The sequence below is a fragment of the Halorubrum sp. SD626R genome, from assembly GCF_001261915.1.
Taxonomy (GTDB): domain Archaea; phylum Halobacteriota; class Halobacteria; order Halobacteriales; family Haloferacaceae; genus Halorubrum.
Genome location: NZ_CVRT01000009.1, coordinates 1 through 16,999, shown reverse-complemented (window position 1 = coordinate 16,999; position 16,999 = coordinate 1). Strand labels below are relative to the sequence as shown.

Here is a 16,999-nt window from a genome sequence, read left to right as displayed (position 1 = left end):
CTCACGCCTCCCCAGCCTCGTCGCTGGCGGCTGGCGCCGCCAGCGACTCCCTCGCGCGTGCACCTCGCGCCCTGCGGGCGCTCGGCGGCACGCGCCACCGCGGATCGGCTTCGACGGGACCGCCGGTTCCCCGACCGGTAGTTTCAATCGGCGATCCGTCGAACACCTCTACCGTGACCATACCAACGAAGACGCTTCCGAGCGGCGCCGAGCTCCCGGCGCTCGGACTGGGCACGTACGACCTCGACGACGACGAGACGGCCGACAGCGTCCGCGCGGCGCTCGACGCGGGCTACGGCCACATCGACACGGCCGAGGGCTACCGCAACGAGGCGGTCATCGGCGACGCGCTCGCGGCGAGCGACGTCGACCGCGACGACGTGTTCCTCACCTCGAAGGTGCTCGCGAAGAACCTCAACTACGAGTCGGTGATCGAGTCGTGCGAGGCGTCGCTCGACCGGCTCGGGACCGACTATCTCGACCTGTACCTCATCCACTGGCCGAATCCCGCCATCTCGCTGCGCGAGACCCTTCGGGCGATGGCCGAGCTGCGCGACCGCGGGCTCGTCCGCGACGTCGGCGTCTCGAACTTCAGCGCGTACCAGCTGAGCTGCGCCCACCACGTCTCGGACGTGCCGATCGCGGTCAACCAGATCGAGTTCCACCCGTGGTTCCAGCGCCCGGACCTCGTCGACTACTGTCGCGAGTCCGACACCGTTATCGAGGCCGCGGCGCCGCTCGGGCGGACCGACGTGTTCGGCGACGAGGTCGTCGCCGGGTTGGCGGAGGAGTACGACAAGCATCCCGCACAGGTCGTCATTCGGTGGGCGGTCGACCGCGGCGTCGTCCCCCTGCCGCGGTCGTCGACGCCGGACCACGTCCGGGCCAACGCCGACCTCGACTGGGCGCTCGACGAGGCCGACCGCCGGCGAATCGACGAGCGCGACCGCGACGCGCCGGTGTACGACACCCCGGCCCGCGACTGGACGAGCGACGTGTACGGGATCGAGCAGTAACGGGCTCGCGGTCTCCCCCCGTCAGGCCGCGCCTCAGTCGCCGCCGAGCGCCACCGGCCGCCCGGTCTCCGCCGACTCGTAGACGCCGTCGAGCGCGCGCATGTCCGTGAGGGCGTGCTCGCCGTCGGCGTGGAACGGTTCGCCCGCGAGGAGCTGGTGGCCGAAGTACGCGAACTCCTCTTCGATCTGGTGGACCTGGTCGAAGTCCACGTCGACGCGGGTGCCGCCGCGGACGACGGCGAACCCGCGGTCCTCCCGCTCGTAGAAGGCCGGGTCGAGGATCAGTCTGGCCTCCGTGCCGGTGACCTCCAGTCGGCTCGCGTGCTGGGCGTTCTGGCTCACCGTGCACAGCGCGTCGACGTCGTCCGGGAACTCCAGCCGGAACGTGGCGTGTTCGTCGACGTCGGCGAACGCCTCGTGCTCCGAGCGGGTCCGGCCCGACACGCGCACCGGGTCGTCGCCGAGCGCGAACCGGGTCGTGTTGAGCGGGTAGACGCCCAGGTCCATGGCCGCGCAGCCGCCGGACAGCTCCGGGTCGAGCCGCCACTGGTCCGTGTCACTTCCGAGCTCGCCCAGCATCGTCTGCGACATCGTCGCGTGGACGTGGATCACCTCGCCCGCGACGCCCGCGTCGAGGAGGTCGCGGAGCCGCCGGACAGCTGGGTCGGTCTGCATCCGGTAGCCGACCATCAGCGGCACGCCGGCCTCCTCGCACGCCGCCACGAGGCTGCGCGCGCGGTCGAGGGTCGCTTCGAGGGGTTTCTCGCAGAGGACCGCCTTCCCCTGCGCGGCGGCGGCCTCGACGTACTCCAGGTGGGTCGCGTTGGGCGTCGCGACGTACACGGCGTCGTACGCGTCCGCGACGGCTCCGGAGCGGAACTCCTCGGGGGTGACGCCGGTCAGGTCGCGCCCGGCGGCGACGGTGGAGACGGCGTCCTCGTCGACGTCGGTGACGACCGTCGCCTCGGTGTACGCCGACCGCGAGATGCCCGGCAGCGCCCAGTCGCGGGCGAACCAGCCCGCGCCGACGACCGCGACTCGGACGGGGTCGGTGACGGCGTCCGGTTCGAGGGTCTCCCAGTCCCGGTGCGTGAACTCGTCGAGGTACTCCGCCAAGTCGGTTTCCATGAGGGAACGTCGGCGCGGAGGCGTGAAATAACCCACCGCGACGCCGGCCTCACCACGGCCCGTCGTAGTTCACTCGCGGTCGGTCGACGTCGACGCCGAGCTCGCGGAGCGCCGCGGTCGCGTTCTGAACGGGCGAGGGCGCCGGTCGGTCGAGCGCGTCCGTCGTCGCCTCCGCGAACCGGACGGTCCAGTCCCCGCCGATCACGACCGTCGCTCGGCGCGGGATGTCCGAGTGTCCCTCCCAGGAGTCGGCGAGCAGGTCGTACGAGTCGGCGACGCCGCCGTGGAAGTCAGAGACGACCGGGAAGGGGAGGTCGAACCGGTCGGCGTACGCGAACCCCGCGTACAGCGAGTCGCCGGTGAGCGCGACGACGGCGAGGTCGTCGCGGCCGTGCCAGCCCGCGTCCCGCACCGCGGCGAACTCGGCCGTGCAGGTCGGGACGAAGTTCGCGGGCGCGAAGCAGAGCGCGACCGCCTCGCAGCCGTCGGCGAGCCGGAACAGCGCCAGCTCCGTCGCGGTCCCGTCGGCGACCGCGGGCGCGATGAAGTCGGGCGCCTTGACCCCGATGTCTACCATGACGAGGCCTGCGCGGGCGACCGACAAATACCCCACCGACGGTCGGTCTGGGTCGCGTCCGTCCGCGATCGGAATGGATCCGAGCCTATCCGAATCCGTTCGAATAGATCCGAATCCATCCGTTCAAACGTGTCTATGACACCTGAGAGCACCGCTCACGGTGTAAGAGCTTTACGTGTGGGCGGTCGAGTACGGTCGTGTTTAGTGCCCACGCGGCGACCGCGTTCGCCCTCGTCGAGGGCTACGGCGCCGTCGCGGTGTTCGCGGTGTTCGCGCTGGAGGGCGCGCTCGTCGGGAAGGTGCTCCCCGCCCGGACCCTGTTCGTGACCGCGGTCGTCGCCGTCGGCGTCGAGGCGGTCGCCGTCGCGCCGGTGTTCGCCGCGGCGGTGATCGGCGCGACCGTCGGCCAGTCGGCCGTCTTCGTCGCCGTCCGCCGGTTCGACGCGGACCCGACGTCGCTCCCCCTCGTTCCGGTCGGCGATAGTACGCTCGACGGCGCGAGCCGCTGGTTCGACCGGTGGGGGCTCCCCGCGGTGGCGGCCTCGAACGCGGTCCCGGGGACGCGCGGCTGGCTCGCCGTCCCGACCGCGAACGCCTCGTCGGTCTCCGCCTCGCGATTCGCCGCCGCGTCGCTGGTCGGGTCCGCCGCGTACGCCGGCGCGCTGCTCGCTGTCGGGATCGCGGTGGCGCTCGGGGTCGGGAGCGCGGCCGAGCTCCTCGGCGCCGAGTGGGTCGCGGCCTTACGCTGACTCCCCGTCGACGCGCTCGCGCGCCGGCGAGTTCGCTCAGAGGACCGTTCCGTGTTTCTTCTCCGGCAGGTCCTTCTCCACGTCCTCGTAGAACGCGAACCGGGCCGCGAGCTCCTCGCGGAGCGTCGAGGGCGGGACGATCTCGTCGATGACGACCTCGCTGGCCATCCGGTGGACGTCGATGTCCTCGCGGTACTCCTCGCGCAGGCGCGCCTCGGTCTCCGCGCGCTCCTCCGGGTCGTCGATCGCCGCGAGCTTCCGGGCGTAGACGGCGTTGATCGCGGCCTCGGGGCCCATGATCCCGATCTCGCCCGAGGGGAGCCCGATCACGCTCTCGGGGTCGTAGGCGGGCCCGCCCATCGCGTAGATGCCCGCGCCGTACGCCTTCCGGACGACGACGGTCTGCTTCGGGACCGTCGCGGAGGAGGTGGCGTAGATCATCTTCTTTCCCTTCTCTAAGATCGCGTCCTTCTCGACCTGCGAGCCGGCCATGAAGCCGGGCGTGTCACAGAGGTACAACAGGGGGATCTCGTAGGCGTCGCAGGTCCAGATGAACTCGGCCGCCTTCTCCGCCGCGTCCGGGAAGATGGCGCCCGAGCGCTCCGTCGGCTGGTTGGCGACGACGCCGACGGGGCGGCCGTCGATCCGGCAGAACGCCGTGACGATCTCCGGGCCGTACCCCTCCTTCAGCTCGAACACCGACTCCGCGTCGGCGATCCGGTCGAGCAGGTCGCGGGCGTCGTAGGGGCGGTTCGGCGCCTCCGGGATCAGCTCGTCGATCCCCTCGGGCGAGAATTTGGGGGGTCTCGTCTCGCGTTTCGGGGGTTTCTCTCCCGCTTTGTCGGGGAGGTACCCGATCAGGTCGGCGACGAGCTGGCGGGCGTGCTCCTCGTCGCGGGCGACCAGGTCGGCGGAGCCGGACTCCTCGGCGTGGACGCGGGGGCCGCCCAGCTCGTCAAGCTCGATCTCCTCGCCGGTGACCATCTTCACCATCCGCGGCGAGGCGATCGCCATCGCGGACATCCCCTCGACCATGACGGTGAAGTCCGCGAAGACGGGCGTGTAGGCGGCGCCGGCGATACAGGGGCCGTAGAGGACGCAGATCTGCGGGACCGCGCCGGAGAGCATCGAGTGGTTGTAGTAGTACTTCCCGATCCCCTCGCGGTTGGCGAAGAAGCCGCTCTGCTGGTCGATCCGCCCGCCGGAGGAGTCCATCAGGTAGAGCACGGGCTTGCCCGTCTTCAGGGCCCGCTGCTGCATCCGCAGGAACTTCTCGACGCCCTTCGCCGCCATCGACCCGGCCTTCACCGTGAAGTCGTTGGCCATGAAGTGGACGTCGCGCCCCTCGAACTCGGCGGCGCCGGTGAGCAGGCCGTCGGCGGAGAGGCGGTCGCTCGTCGCCTCGGAGTCGTCACCGTCGGAGTCGTCGCTCTCGCGATTCGGCGCGTTCGGGTGCCAGTCGTCGAACGCGGCGAACTTCCCGTCCTCGAAGTGGAGCCCCGCCGGGTCGCCGTCGCTCGCGTCGCCCGCGCCGCGCGTTCCGCCCTCGCCGCCGAACCAGAGGTCGAGCCGGTCGCGGACGAACAGCTTCCCCTGTTCGGAGAGGCGGTCGCGGTACTTCTCCGGCCCCCCCTGCAGGATGTCGTCGATCTCGGCCTGAAGGTCGCGCTCGCGGTCGGTGGGACCGAGGTCGTCGTCGAGGGGGTAGGCCGTCTCGGGGGGTTCGGCGCTCGCGGCGGGCTCCGCCGCGTCACCGACGTGGACATCGACGTCGACGCCGAGGTGTTCGGCGAGCGACCGCGCGATCGCCTCGGCCTCTTCCGGCGTCGCCGCCGCGCCGACGTGGACTCTCATGGACGCAAGATTTGCGGTGGATCCTAAACAGTTTTCCATGCGGATCCGACCGACGCCGAACCCGAATCGACGGCGAAGCGGGTCGCGGTCGTCCCGTTCAGTCCAGCGTCGCCTGCAGCCGCTCGACGAGTTCCTCGTTGCCGACGTACAGCGGCACGCGGTCGTGGACGCCCTCGGGCTCGACGTCGAGGATGTCGGTCTGGCCGTCGGTGGCGGCCCCGCCGGCGGCCTCGACGATGTACGCGATCGGGTTCGCCTCGAAGGAGAGCCGGAGCTTCCCCTCGGGCGCGTCGACGAGGGCGGGGTACGCGAAGATCCCGCCGTAGGTGAGCACCTGGTTCACGTCGCCGACCATGGCGCCGCCGTACCGGAGCTTCAGCTCGTCCTCGACCTCGCGGGCGAAGGCGGTGAAGTCGTCGGGCCAGTCGGGGACGCGCCCGCCGAAGCCGTAGACGAGAGGCTCGTCGGGGAGCGTCAGGTCCCCCTCGACGACGGAACGGGAGACGGACCCCTCCCCGTCCCGCTCCACCACCTCCTCGCGGACGCCGGACGCGTCGGCGACCACCATCGTCGTGATCGGGCCGTAGAGGACGTAGCCGGCGGCGACGAGGTCGCGGCCGGTCGCGGGGAGCGGCGCGTCGTAGATCCCGACGACGGTACCCATCGCGTTGTTCGACCGGAGGTTCGAGGAGCCGTCGAGGGGGTCGATCGCGACCGCGTAGGGCCCGCCGTCCGCGTCGCCGCCGACCGCGCCGCCGGCGTCGACCGCGGCCTCGCGCTCCTCGCTGACGAACGAGCCGACGCCGTCTATCGCGGTGATCGCCTCGCCGAGCAGCTCGTCGGCGTAGAGGTCGCCGGCCAGCACCGACTCGCCCGAGGGGTTGGCCGTCCCGCTCTCGACCCGACGACCGGGGAGCGCGGCCCGGATCTCGGGGGCCGTCGCGGCGACCGCGTCGAAGACGGCCTCGACGGTCGGGTCCGGGTCGGCGGGGTCGCCCCCGTCGGCGGCGGGATCGAGGTCGCTCATCAGTCGGCGCTCTCGGCGGTGGCCAGCGCCTCGACGGGAGGTTCCTCGTCGAAGATCACGGCCTCTAACGCGTCGAGGATGCGCTCGGGCTCGTCGCGCTGGAAGACGTTCCGCCCGACCGCGATCCCGGTCGCGCCCGCGTCGATGGCGTTCGAGACGTTCCGGAGGAACTCTTCGTCGTCGCGCATCGTCCCGCCGGACATCACGACGTCCGCGGGGCCGGCCATCTCGACGGCGTGGCCCATCGCCTCGGCGGAGCCGGGGTACTTCACTTTCACCACGTCGGCGCCGAGCTCCAGGCCGAGCCGCGCGCCGTACGAGATCACGTCCGGACTCCCGTCGTTTCGGAGACCCTGACCGCGCGGGTACGACCACATGACGACGCCCATGTCGTGGGCGCGGGCGCCCTCCTGGGCCCGCCGGAACTCCTCGGCCATCTCGATCTCGTGGTTCGAGCCGCCGTAGACGGTGAATCCGATCGCGTCGGCGCCGAGTTCGGCCGCGTACTCGGGCGTGCAGTTGACCGCGCTGTCCGGCTCGCCCATCCAGAGGTTCGAGGTCCCGTTGAGCTTCAACAGGAGGTTCACCTCGTCCTCGTAGTCCGGGAAGTACGCCTCCGCGAGCCCCTTCTGGACGGCCAGCGCGGTGACCGCCTCGTGGGTGCCGAGCTCGAAGATCCGCTCCGGGTCGGCCGTGTCGGGGTTCGGCTCGAAGTCCACCGGTCCGTGCTCGATCCCGTGGTCGTACGCCAGGATCAGCGATTTCCCGTCGCGTTCGATGTCGTCGGCGGCGTGAGGAAGCATCAGTTCGTACTCCCGTTACATCGATAAAAAACGCTATGGTCGTTTCGGCGGACGTAAAGAAACGGATTCGGCGGCGTCCGCGCGTTTCGCTCGCGTTTGAGAGGGGATCCGCGTTTCACATACTTACTACTCGAATAGTTACATATTGGACATCCGAAACGACCGCCCTCCGAACGGGGCGCGATCGGGGAGTCGCGCCGACGGAGCCGCAATACTTACGATTCGCGGCGCGGCAGCGACCCCCATGCGAGAGCTATCCGATATCGACGTCGTCGGCGTGGTGGGGGCCGGCACGATGGGCAACGGGATCGCGCAGGTCGCCGCGACCGCCGGCTACGAGGTCGTGATGCGCGACATCGAGCGGGAGTACGTCGAGCGCGGTCTCGACGCCGTCGACGACAGCCTCGACCGGCTGGCGTCGAAGGGCGCGCTCGACGAGGAGCCCGAGACGATCCGCGACCGGATCGCGGGCACCACCGATCTCGACGACCTCGCGGCCGCCGATCTCATCGTCGAGGCCGCGGTCGAGGAGATGGAGGTGAAACGCGACGTGTTCGCCGACCTCGACGACGTGACCGACGACGACGTGGTGCTCGCGACGAACACCTCGACGCTGTCGATCACGACCATCGCGAGCGCCACGGACCGCGCGAGCGACGTGATCGGTCTCCACTTCATGAACCCGGTGCCGATCATGGACGGCGTGGAGGTCGTCGTCGGGGAGCGAACCGCCGACGCGGTCGCCGAGTTCGCGCACGCCTTCGCCGAGGACCTCGGCAAGGAGACGTGGGAGTCCGACGACAAGCCCGGCTTCGTCACGAACCGCATCCTGATGCCGTGGATCAACGAGGGCGTCCGCGCCTTCGACGAGGGCGTCGCCGAGAAGGCCGACATCGACCGCGGGATGCGGCTCGGGACGAACGTCCCGATGGGACCCCTCGAACTCGCCGACCACATCGGGCTCGACGTGGTGCTCGACGCCAGCGAGACGCTCCACGCGGAGCTCGGCGACCGCTACAAGCCGGCGTACCTCGTCAAGCGCAAGGTGGAGGCCGGCGACCTCGGGAAGAAGACGGGGCGCGGCTTCTACGAGTACGACGAGTAGGAGACGAGGCGATCGTCGGGAGTCCGACTACGCGCCCTCCGCGTCCCGGTCGTCGTTCGCGGTCCACCGCCGCGCGCCGGGGAGGAGCCCGACCAGCGTCGTCACGTAGCCGAACCGGAACAGCCCGAGCTGCGAGAGCGCGCCGAGGACGAAGACGGCGGCGAAGGCGGGCGCGCTGACGTCGAACAGGAGGGGATCCACCGACGGCCCGGCGGCGGCCGCGTCGAGCGTCGCGGGGGTGACCGACCGCGACGCGAACGCCCCGCCGATGAACGCGGTCGAGACGACGAGCGTCGTCCGGCTCAGCACGAAGCCGAACAGCGCGCCGACCGCGACGCCCGCGAGCGTCGCGCCGACCAGGAGGAGCGTCCCCTCGATCCCGGCCGCGTCGGCCGCGTACAGCGGGCCGACCGCGAACCGCCCGGCGAAGCCCCCGACCAGTCCGCCGATGGCGACGACGGCGAACGAGAGCCCGGCGTACGCGAGGAAGCCGCCGACCGCGGCGCCGACCGCGACCGCAACGCCCGTCAGGACCAGCCCGTCGACCGCGAGCAGCCCGACGAGGCTCGGCGCGGCGAGGTAGCCCGCGCCGCCGCCGACGAGCAGTCCGGTCAGCGTGACGGCGTAGACGGAGACCGCGGCGCCGACGAACGCGAGGAGCAGCCCCGCGAGGACGAGTCCGGCGTTGACTGGGGTGAGCATACGCCCGGCTTTTCGCCGGCGATGGTTAAAAGCCGCCGGACCGGGCGGCCGCGGCGGCGGCGGTGTGAGCTCGGATCGGTCGACCTCACCGCGCCCGCCGCCCCGCCTGCCGGTCGACGTGACGGGTGTAGCCGCCGACGGCGAGGCCGAAGCCGACGACGAGCAGCAGGAAGCCGAGCAGCCGACTCGTTCCGATCGTCTGGGTCGCGAGGAGCAGCCCGAAGGCGAACGCGAAGACGCCCACGACGACCACCGCGACGTCGACGAGCGGCGACGGCTGGACGGTCTCGCAGTGGGGACAGACCCGGGCATCGCTCGGGATCGGCTCCCGGCAGTCGACGCAGCGGACGCGGTCGTTCGGCACGGAGACGAGGTTGGCGGGTCACGAACTTATAAGCGATTGACCGCGATTCCGGTGCGGTTCTCCGAGTTCTCCGCTGATCGTGTGTAAATTATTGATACGCGATCGACGGAGAACACCTCCAAAGCCCCAGTCGCGAGGGCTCGCGCGACTCGTTGCGTTCCTCGCTCAGTCGCTCACTGGGTTCGCTCCTTCGCTGCGGTACTTACGTCGTCGTGCTTCGCCCTCGCGGCTGCCCCTTTGAGTCCCACCCCTACCGCGACCGCAGCCTCACGCCTCCCCAGCCTCGGCGGACGGGTCAGCGCGGGCGATACCGCGCTGACCCGCCGCCTCCCTCGCGGTCGCCTCGCGGCCGCCGGGGGCGGCCGCTCGGCGGCGCGCCACGGGGATCGGCCGCGGTCGGGCACGGATTTCGTAAGTGTGGGCGGTCGGTCGCCCTCAGTCCGCCGCGACCGCGCCGGCGTCGTCGCTCGCGCCGAGCGTCTCCTCGACCTGCGTCACGACCGCCGCGAACGCGACGATCGCGAGCGCCGCGCCCACCGCGAACGGGACGACGAAGCCGAAGCCGACGAGCCAGCCGGACGCGAGGGGGCCGAGCGCGATGCCGAAGCCGAACCCCATCGTGAGGACGGAGAGGGTCGTCCCGGACTCGCCCTCCCGCGCGAGGTCGCCGGCGATCGCGAGCGACGGCGCGAAGACGAAGGCGACGGCGACGCCCTGTCCCAGCCGGACGAGCGTCATCACGATCGGGTCGGTGACGATCCCCTGCAGCAGCGTCGTCGGGACGAGGAGCACGAAGCCGGCGAGCAGGAAGGGTCGGCGCCCGATCCGGTCGCTGGCCTGTCCCACGGGAACCTGCAGGAGGACGTTGGCGACGGTGACCGCCCCGAACTGGATCCCGAACCACACCGGCGCCTGATCGAGCCGGACGTTCACCTGGTTCTGGAGCGTCGCGAACAGCGCGATGCACATCCCCATCGCCACCGTCGCCAGCCCGAGCGCGAAGACGGGGTCGAGCAGGCGGTCGCCCTCGCCCCGCACGCGGATCGAGAGGTCGTCGCTCGCCTCACTGGACTCGGCCGCGTCGCGGACGAGGAGGAACACGAGGACGAAACTGAGGTACGCCCCGCCGCAGGCGGCGGCGAAGGCGGCGTCGAAGCCGTCGACCACGGGGAGCCCGACCGCCGTGAGGTCGTACGGGCCCGCCTCGACGACGGCGCCGGCCAGGACCGGTCCGAAACCGAAGCCGATCAGCCGGAACGTGTTGTAGACGCCGAAGTTCCCGCCGCGGTCGTCGTCGGCCGACGCGTACTCGTTGACCAGCGCGACCGTCGCGGGGATGATCAGCGACGCGCCGACCCCCTGTATCGCCCGGAGGACGACCAGCTGCCAGTAGACGGTCGCGACGGTGTACAGCCCGCTCGCGGTCCCTAAGAGCAGGATGCCGATCAGTACGAACGGGCGCCTGACGCCCATTCGGTCCGAGAGCCGTCCGGTGACCGGCTGCGAGAAGCTGTTGAGGAAGCCGAACAGCGAGAGGACGATCCCGATGAGCAGCGGCTCCGTCACCGTGACCGACGCCGCGCCGACGCCGACCTCGGTTCCGAGGAGCGCGCTGATGTCGATCAGGTCGCTCGCGACGTACAGCGGCAGCACGACGATGAGGAAGGAGTTGCCGGCGGCCCCGACCATCCGGGCGAGCGCGAGCACGATGACCCGTCGGTCGGTGTCGGCGATCCCGGAGAGCGTCCCCATTTCCTCCCGATTCGGTCGGGATTATAAAGGCGTTTGCGAACGGCGGGAGTCGTTCCGGTTCCGGGCGGTCCGAGCCGACCGCGGGCGATCCGGGCCGACTGCGGACGGTCGGGGGCGAGGGGACCGTCGACCCCTACGCCTCCGCCAGCGGCGGCCGCTGGCGCTCGATCCCGCGGATCTCGAACCTCGCACCGCCGTCGGCCGACTCGGTCACCGAGACGGTCCAGCCGTGCGCGGTGGCGATCTCCTGGACGATCGCCAGCCCGAAGCCGGTGTTCCCCTCGACGCCGCTCTGGCCGGGCTCGAAGAGGTCGTCGGCGACCCCCTCAGGGATCCCCGGCCCGTCGTCGGCGACGTAGAAGCCGTCGTCGAGGTCGCCGACGCGGACCGTCACCTCCGGGCCGCCGTGCTCCACGGCGTTCCGGATGAGGTTCTCGAAGAGGTTCCGGAGCCGGTCGGGGTCGGCCAGCGCCTCGCGGTCGGTCTCGACCGCCAGCTCGGCGCCGCCGGTGTCGACAGTCTCCCAGCTGTCCGCGGCGACCCCCGCGAGGTCGACCGACTCGGGGTCGCCGACGGTGTCGCCCTCGCGGGCGAGCGTGAGCGTGTGCTCGACGATGGACTCGATCCGGTCGAGGGCGGCGGCGGCGGCGTCGAGGTGCTCGTCGGCCTCGTCCGTCGTCATCTGCGCCAGGTCGACGCGGCCCTGCGCGACGTTGAGCGGGTTCCGGAGGTCGTGCGAGACGATGCCGGCGAAGGAGTCGAGCCGCTCGTTCTGGCGTTCGAGCGCCGCCTCGCGCTCCTTGAACCGCGTGATGTCCTCCTGGAAGCCGACCCACTCGGTGACCCGCCCGTCCGCGTCGCGGATGGGAGCGATGCTGACCCGGTTCCAGAACTCGGTGCCGTCCTTCCGGTAGTTCAGCAGCTCGACGCTCGTCGGCTCCTCCGACTCGACCGCCCGGCGGAGCTCGGAGACGGGTTCCTCGTCGGTGTCCGGCCCCTGCAGGAACCGGCAGTTCACGCCGATCGACTCCTCGCGGTCGTAGCCGGTCATCTCGACGAACCGGTCGTTGACGTACACCATCGGGTTGTCCGGGAGGTCGGGGTCCGTGATGGTGATGCCGACGGGCGCCTCGTCGAGCGCGCGGGTCTTCGTCTCCAGCTCCTCGCGCCGCTCCACCTCGTCGGAGACGTCGCGCAGGATGCCGACGCTCCCCTCGAAGCACTCCCCGTCGTACGGCAGCGCAGCCATGTGGTCCCGGCAGGGGACCGGCTCGCCCTCCTTCGGGACGATGTCGACCGGGAAGTGCTGGACGTCGGGCCCGGCGTCGGAGAGGATGGTCCCGAGCCGGTCTTCGGCCTCCTCGACGGCCTCGTCCTCCTTGATGAAGCCCGGCGGACTGCCGATTATCTCCTCGCGGTCGTAGCCGGTCAGCTCCGCGAACGGCTCGTTGACGAACCGGAAGACGCCGGTCTCGTCGACGACGTAGACCGGGTAGCCGAGCGCCTCGATGACGGTGGAGTAGCGGTCCGCGATCTCCCGGGTGCGGTGCTCGTCGACCGCCTGGTGAACGCGATTCGCGAGCCGTCGTAGCTGCTCCGGGCCGCCCTTCTGGAAGTAGCCGGTGACGCCCGCGTTGAGCGCCTGGCTCGCGATCTCCTCGCTCCCCTTCCCGGTGTACAGCACGAAGGGGATCGAGCGGTCGGTCTCGCGGAGCCGCTCGAAGAACTCCAGCCCGTCCATGCCGGGCATGTCGTAGTCGCTGACGATGCAGTCGAACCGACCGCCGTCGAGCTCGTTCAGCGCGTCCGAGGGCGCCGTGACGCTCGTCACCGCGACAGACTCCAGTTCGCGTTCCAGGTACGCCTCCGTCAGGTCCAGCACGGAGGGGTCGTCGTCGACGTGTAACACGTCGATCCGTTCGAGCATGGCGCGGCGTACGCCGCGGTCGGTTAAACGAATACCGACCCGGGTATCAGTTCTGAGGATCGAACGCCGGGCGGCGGCGGGACGCCGACCCCCGGTTCCACTACCGCCGCGCGTGGCTGATTCTTAAGGCGACGGGGCGCGGAGCCTCGGGCGATGGCGGGCGGCACGCTCCCCGGGACGGCGACCGACGAGGCGGACGGGAGCGACCGCGTCGTGTTCCACGTCGACATGGACTGCTTTTACGCCTCCTGCGAGCGCCTTCGGCGCCCCGAGCTCGCGGGCGAGCCCGTGGTCGTCGGCATGGGGTACGAGGCGGGCGAGACGATCGGCGCGGTCGCGACCGCGAGCTACGAGGCCCGCGCGTTCGGCGTCGAGAGCGCGATGCCGATCTCCGAGGCGCTCGACCTGCTCCCCCGACGGGCCGACGCCGACCCCGACGATCCGGACGCGCCTGACCCCGAGTCGGCCGGCCGGTACCTCCCCGTCGATCTCGACTTTTATAAGGAAGTCGCGGGCGACGTGAAGGCCGTCCTCCGGGACTGCGCCGACGTGCTCCGCGAGGTGAGCGTCGACGAGGCGTACCTCGACGTCACCGACCGGACCGCGTGGGACGCCGCCGGGGCGGGAGAGAGCACCGCGGCCGGTCCCGCCGAGGCGCGGACCCTCGCGGAGGGGTACGCCCGGCACGTCAAGGAGGGGATCGAGCGCGAGGCCGGGGTGCCCGCGAGCGTCGGCGTGGCGCCGAACATGTCGACCGCGAAGGTCGCCAGCGACGCCGACAAGCCGGACGGGCTCGTGGTCGTGCCGCCCGGCTCCGTCGAGTCCTTCCTCGCGCCGCTGTCGACCGCGGAGATCCACGGTGTCGGCCCCGTGACTGAGCGGACGCTCGCCGAGATGGGGATCGAGACCGCCGCCGACCTCGCGGCCGCCGACCCCGACCGCCTCGCCGAGGAGCTGGGCGAGCGCGGCCCCGAACTGCATCGGCGCGCCCGCGGCGACGACGAGCGGGAGGTCACCCCGACGGGGCTCCCGAAGAGCCTCTCGCGGGAGTCGTCGCTGTCGCCGACCGCGGACGAGGAGACGAAGCGGGAGACGGTGGCGGCGCTCGCGGCCGACGTGGCCCGGCGGGCCCGCGAGCGGGGGTGCCTCTACCGCACCATCGGAATCAAGGCGGTCGAGCCGCCCTACGACGTCAACACCCGGGCGCGGAGCCTCCCCGGGCCGGTCGACGACCCCGACCTCGTGGAGTCGGTCGCGTTCGACCTCCTCGCGGAGTTCGCCGACGACCGCGTCCGCAAGCTCGGCGTGCGCGTCTCGAACCTCGACTTCGCCGAGAGCGATCAGTCGACCCTCGGGGGGTTCGACGCGGGCGAGGGGACGGGGGGCGGAGACGGAGCCGCGAGCGACCGCGGCCGCGGGGCCCGGACGGGCTCGGCCGCCACCGACGGCGACGGCGGGAAGCTCACCGACTGGGTCGGCGGCGAGCCGAGCGCCGGGGACGAGGGCGAGACGGACGGGTCGCGCGACCGGCGGGCGAGCGAGCGCGGCGAGGGCCAGGCGTCGCTCGGAGAGTGGGAGTGAGTCGGCCGCGACGCGGCGCGCGGAGCCCGGACCGCCGCGCCGAAACCGGGCGTGGGTTTTACCCTCGCGTCGCGACCACGTGCTCGCATGTCCCTCGCTCGCCGCCTCCTCCTCGGATCGAACCGTGACGGCTCGCCGCGTCGGTACCGCCTCCTCGTCCCGCCGCTGCTGTTCCTCGTCTCCTTCGCCGCCTACGCGCTCGGGGTCTTCGAGGTCGCCGGCGGCGTCGTGTTCCTCGCGGGACAGGCGGCGCTCCTCGGCGTCGTCGCGGCCGCCGCCCTCGCCTACCGGCGGGCGGGGCTGGCGCTCGCGTGGGCGACCGTCTACGGCGCCCTGCTCGGGTCAAACGCCGACCACTACCTGCTCGGGCTCCCGGGGCGCCCCGTCGGGGAACGGGTCGCCGCGCTCCTCGGGCTCGACGGCCTCGTCTTCGTGGGCGTCGAGGCGCTCGCGCTGGGGACGCTCGCGTGGGTCGCCGGCGCGGTCGCGGTCCGAGGCGTGGAGGCGTTCCGGGCTCGAAGCGAAGAGGCCCCGGCCGAGTGAGGGGATTTAGGTGCCCGAGCGCCGACCCCGACGCATGGACGACCTGGCGTGGGAGACGCTCGACACCGAGATCGACTACCGCTGCCCCGGCTTCGACGTGCGCCGCGACGAGGTGCGCTTCCCTGACGGCGAGACCGACGGGTTCCACTACGTCGACGAGCCGGCGGCGGTCGTGGTGCTCCCGCTGACCCCCGACGGCGACGTCGTCGTCATCGACGAGTGGCGGCAGGCGGTCGGCCGGGTCAACCGCGGGCTCCCCGCCGGGACGGTGGAACCCGAGGACGCCGACGACCTCGGACGGGCCGCCGCCCGTGAGCTCGCCGAGGAGACGGGGTACGAGGCCGACGCCTTCGAGCGCCTGACGACGGTCGAGCCGACGAACGGGATGGCGAACGCGGTCCACCACCACTTCCTCGCGACGGGCTGTGAACCCACGGCCGAGCGCGACCTCGACCACAACGAGTCGATCGCGGTCGAGACGGTCCCGTACGACGACCTGCTGTCGGCCGTCGTCGACGAGGGGCTCCGCGACGGGCGGGCCGTGACCGCCGTGCTCTGGTACGAGCTGACCCGGCGGTGAGCTAGGGAGAACGAGCGACGAGGAGGCGATCGGCGGAGGGACGCGCGATGGACGACGTGCAGTTCACCCTCGCCGCGGACGCGGGACGCCGTATCGACGAACAGGCCTATGCGTGACCGGTTCCTACCGCGGGTAATGACCGACCCCTCCAGCGGCGATCCGAACGGCTCGCCCGCGAGCGCGCCGGACGGCGGGTCCCCGACCGACGGCGGGCCACCTGCGGACGGCGGTTCACCGACCGACGGCGGGCCACCTGCGGACGGCGGTTCACCGACCGAGGCCTCCGTTTCGACTGACGCGACCGCGCCGACCGACCGCGCCGCTCCGGCCGATGACGGCCCACCGATCGGCGGCGACTCTCTCCCGAGGACGGTCGGCTCGGCGGTCGGCGTGGGCGTGCTCGGCGTCCTCGCGTACGTCGCCGTCTCGCTCGTCTTCGCGCAGGTCGGCCAGCTGGTCGGCGGCTTCTCGCTCGGCGTCTCGCTCGCGCTCTCGCTCGTCGTGGGACAGTACGTCGCGTTCGTCGGGACCGGCCTCGCGTACCTGCGGCTCCGCGGCTTCGATCGGGCGCGGATCGTCGCGTACCTCGGGATCGAGCGCCCGAGTCTCCTCGGGCTCGTGATCGCCGTCGTCGGGGCGGTGGCGACGTTCGCGGTCGCGCTGACGCTGTCGGCTGTCGTGGCGAGTTCGGGCGTCGAGCCCGCACAGAACCAGGGCGCGGCGGTGGCGATGCAGAACCCGGCTATCATCCCCGCCATCGTCCTCGCGATGTTCCTCGTCGTCGGCCCCTGCGAGGAGTTCCTCTTCCGCGGCGTGGTCCAGAGCCGCCTGCGCGAGTCGCTGCCGGCGGCCCCCGCCATCGTCGTCGCGAGCGCGGTGTTCGCCCCCGCACACGTGATCTCGCTGTCCGGCGGCGGCGCGTCGGGCGTGGCGATCGCGATCGGCCTCCTGGTGTTCCCGAGCCTCCTGTTCGGCGCGGTGTACGAGTACACCGGGAACCTCGTCGTCGTCGCCCTGATGCACGCGCTGTACAACAGCATCCTCCTGTCGCTCCTCTACATCGTGATCGCGTACGGCCCGGAACTGGAGCGCGCGGCCGCCGCCGGGGCGGCGCTGCTGCCGGTCTGAGTGCTGGCGAAAAACTGCACGCACGCGAATCGGTCCGGCGGCGAGAGTCGCCCGGACCGCCCACGGGAGAATACCTGAGTCGCAGCCGTCGGGGGTAGGTGACTCGAACTCGTTACTCGAAGAGTTGGACGGCCTGTTCGTAGCGGGCGGCGGGTTCGTTCCA

At 71.6% G+C, this 16,999-nt stretch carries 16 protein-coding genes; 7 read left to right on the top strand and 9 right to left on the bottom strand.

Annotated features, from left to right (window positions below):
- Window positions 1–173 precede the first annotated feature (173 nt).
- Window positions 174–1,016 (top strand): aldo/keto reductase, encoded by an 843-nt coding sequence (locus tag SD626R_RS00480; RefSeq protein ID WP_092561997.1) that lies wholly within the window; start codon window positions 174–176, stop codon window positions 1,014–1,016.
- A 33-nt stretch (window positions 1,017–1,049) separates the two neighbouring features.
- Here SD626R_RS00480 and gfo6 read toward each other — a convergent pair whose 3' ends face one another.
- Window positions 1,050–2,144 carry a D-xylose 1-dehydrogenase Gfo6 gene (gfo6, locus tag SD626R_RS00475; RefSeq protein WP_092561994.1) on the bottom strand — a complete coding sequence of 365 codons (1,095 nt, stop codon included), beginning with the start codon at window positions 2,142–2,144 and terminating at the stop codon, window positions 1,050–1,052.
- A 49-nt stretch (window positions 2,145–2,193) separates the two neighbouring features.
- A complete protein-coding gene (locus tag SD626R_RS00470) occupies window positions 2,194–2,721 on the bottom strand; it encodes a redoxin domain-containing protein (protein ID WP_092561991.1) in 528 nt (175 codons plus the stop codon).
- A 197-nt stretch (window positions 2,722–2,918) separates the two neighbouring features.
- Between SD626R_RS00470 and SD626R_RS00465 the strand changes: the two genes are divergently transcribed.
- On the top strand, window positions 2,919–3,470 hold the full coding sequence (locus tag SD626R_RS00465; RefSeq protein WP_092561988.1) for a DedA family protein: 552 nt from the start codon (window positions 2,919–2,921) through the stop codon (window positions 3,468–3,470).
- Window positions 3,471–3,506: 36 nt separating this feature from the next.
- Here the strand turns inward: SD626R_RS00465 and SD626R_RS00460 are convergent, their stop codons facing one another.
- The 3 genes from SD626R_RS00460 to SD626R_RS00450 form a co-directional block, all read right to left on the bottom strand.
- The gene (locus SD626R_RS00460) at window positions 3,507–5,324 is read right to left on the bottom strand and encodes an acyl-CoA carboxylase subunit beta (protein WP_092561985.1); all 1,818 of its coding nucleotides are present in this window, start codon (window positions 5,322–5,324) and stop codon (window positions 3,507–3,509) included.
- A 97-nt stretch (window positions 5,325–5,421) separates the two neighbouring features.
- Window positions 5,422–6,351, bottom strand: a complete 930-nt coding sequence (locus tag SD626R_RS00455; protein ID WP_092561982.1) for a class 1 fructose-bisphosphatase — start codon at window positions 6,349–6,351, stop codon at window positions 5,422–5,424.
- Window positions 6,351–7,154: a class I fructose-bisphosphate aldolase gene (locus tag SD626R_RS00450; RefSeq protein ID WP_092561979.1), complete on the bottom strand. Its 804-nt coding sequence runs from the start codon at window positions 7,152–7,154 to the stop codon at window positions 6,351–6,353. The genes SD626R_RS00455 and SD626R_RS00450 overlap by 1 nt, the downstream gene beginning before the upstream one ends.
- A 244-nt stretch (window positions 7,155–7,398) precedes the next feature.
- Between SD626R_RS00450 and SD626R_RS00445 the strand changes: the two genes are divergently transcribed.
- Window positions 7,399–8,259: a 3-hydroxyacyl-CoA dehydrogenase family protein gene (locus tag SD626R_RS00445; protein ID WP_092561976.1), complete on the top strand. Its 861-nt coding sequence runs from the start codon at window positions 7,399–7,401 to the stop codon at window positions 8,257–8,259.
- Window positions 8,260–8,286: 27 nt separating this feature from the next.
- Here the strand turns inward: SD626R_RS00445 and SD626R_RS00440 are convergent, their stop codons facing one another.
- The 4 genes from SD626R_RS00440 to SD626R_RS00425 all read right to left on the bottom strand — a co-directional run bounded on the left by SD626R_RS00440 (window position 8,287) and on the right by SD626R_RS00425 (window position 13,004).
- Window positions 8,287–8,961, bottom strand: a complete 675-nt coding sequence (locus SD626R_RS00440; RefSeq protein ID WP_092561972.1) for a phosphate ABC transporter permease — start codon at window positions 8,959–8,961, stop codon at window positions 8,287–8,289.
- A gap of 85 nt (window positions 8,962–9,046) precedes the next feature.
- Window positions 9,047–9,325, bottom strand: a complete 279-nt coding sequence (locus tag SD626R_RS00435; RefSeq protein WP_092561969.1) for a zinc ribbon domain-containing protein — start codon at window positions 9,323–9,325, stop codon at window positions 9,047–9,049.
- A gap of 435 nt (window positions 9,326–9,760) precedes the next feature.
- Window positions 9,761–11,077: an MFS transporter gene (locus tag SD626R_RS00430; RefSeq protein ID WP_092561966.1), complete on the bottom strand. Its 1,317-nt coding sequence runs from the start codon at window positions 11,075–11,077 to the stop codon at window positions 9,761–9,763.
- 133 nt (window positions 11,078–11,210) lie between these two features.
- On the bottom strand, window positions 11,211–13,004 hold the full coding sequence (locus tag SD626R_RS00425; RefSeq protein ID WP_092561963.1) for a PAS domain-containing protein: 1,794 nt from the start codon (window positions 13,002–13,004) through the stop codon (window positions 11,211–11,213).
- A 153-nt stretch (window positions 13,005–13,157) separates the two neighbouring features.
- Here SD626R_RS00425 and SD626R_RS00420 point away from each other — a divergent pair, with 153 nt between their 5' ends.
- From SD626R_RS00420 to SD626R_RS00405, 4 genes are all read left to right on the top strand, one after another.
- Window positions 13,158–14,585, top strand: coding sequence for a DNA polymerase Y family protein (locus SD626R_RS00420; protein ID WP_092561960.1), 1,428 nt, complete (start codon window positions 13,158–13,160; stop codon window positions 14,583–14,585).
- A gap of 87 nt (window positions 14,586–14,672) precedes the next feature.
- Window positions 14,673–15,128, top strand: a complete 456-nt coding sequence (locus tag SD626R_RS00415; protein WP_092561957.1) for a hypothetical protein — start codon at window positions 14,673–14,675, stop codon at window positions 15,126–15,128.
- Between the two features lie 34 nt (window positions 15,129–15,162).
- Window positions 15,163–15,708 carry an NUDIX hydrolase gene (locus SD626R_RS00410; RefSeq protein ID WP_092561954.1) on the top strand — a complete coding sequence of 182 codons (546 nt, stop codon included), beginning with the start codon at window positions 15,163–15,165 and terminating at the stop codon, window positions 15,706–15,708.
- Window positions 15,709–15,843: 135 nt separating this feature from the next.
- Window positions 15,844–16,836: a CPBP family intramembrane glutamic endopeptidase gene (locus SD626R_RS00405; protein ID WP_092561951.1), complete on the top strand. Its 993-nt coding sequence runs from the start codon at window positions 15,844–15,846 to the stop codon at window positions 16,834–16,836.
- The last annotated feature ends 163 nt before the right edge of the window (window positions 16,837–16,999 follow it).

Coding starts and splice junctions, on each gene's coding strand:
- gfo6 (WP_092561994.1), bottom strand. CDS start 2,144: ATGGAAACCGACTTGGCGGAGTACCTCGACGAGTTCACGCACCGGGAC.
- SD626R_RS00470 (WP_092561991.1), bottom strand. CDS start 2,721: ATGGTAGACATCGGGGTCAAGGCGCCCGACTTCATCGCGCCCGCGGTC.
- SD626R_RS00460 (WP_092561985.1), bottom strand. CDS start 5,324: ATGAGAGTCCACGTCGGCGCGGCGGCGACGCCGGAAGAGGCCGAGGCG.
- SD626R_RS00455 (WP_092561982.1), bottom strand. CDS start 6,351: ATGAGCGACCTCGATCCCGCCGCCGACGGGGGCGACCCCGCCGACCCG.
- SD626R_RS00450 (WP_092561979.1), bottom strand. CDS start 7,154: ATGCTTCCTCACGCCGCCGACGACATCGAACGCGACGGGAAATCGCTG.
- SD626R_RS00445 (WP_092561976.1), top strand. CDS start 7,399: ATGCGAGAGCTATCCGATATCGACGTCGTCGGCGTGGTGGGGGCCGGC.
- SD626R_RS00440 (WP_092561972.1), bottom strand. CDS start 8,961: ATGCTCACCCCAGTCAACGCCGGACTCGTCCTCGCGGGGCTGCTCCTC.
- SD626R_RS00430 (WP_092561966.1), bottom strand. CDS start 11,077: ATGGGGACGCTCTCCGGGATCGCCGACACCGACCGACGGGTCATCGTG.
- SD626R_RS00425 (WP_092561963.1), bottom strand. CDS start 13,004: ATGCTCGAACGGATCGACGTGTTACACGTCGACGACGACCCCTCCGTG.
- SD626R_RS00420 (WP_092561960.1), top strand. CDS start 13,158: ATGGCGGGCGGCACGCTCCCCGGGACGGCGACCGACGAGGCGGACGGG.
- SD626R_RS00415 (WP_092561957.1), top strand. CDS start 14,673: ATGTCCCTCGCTCGCCGCCTCCTCCTCGGATCGAACCGTGACGGCTCG.
- SD626R_RS00410 (WP_092561954.1), top strand. CDS start 15,163: ATGGACGACCTGGCGTGGGAGACGCTCGACACCGAGATCGACTACCGC.
- SD626R_RS00405 (WP_092561951.1), top strand. CDS start 15,844: ATGACCGACCCCTCCAGCGGCGATCCGAACGGCTCGCCCGCGAGCGCG.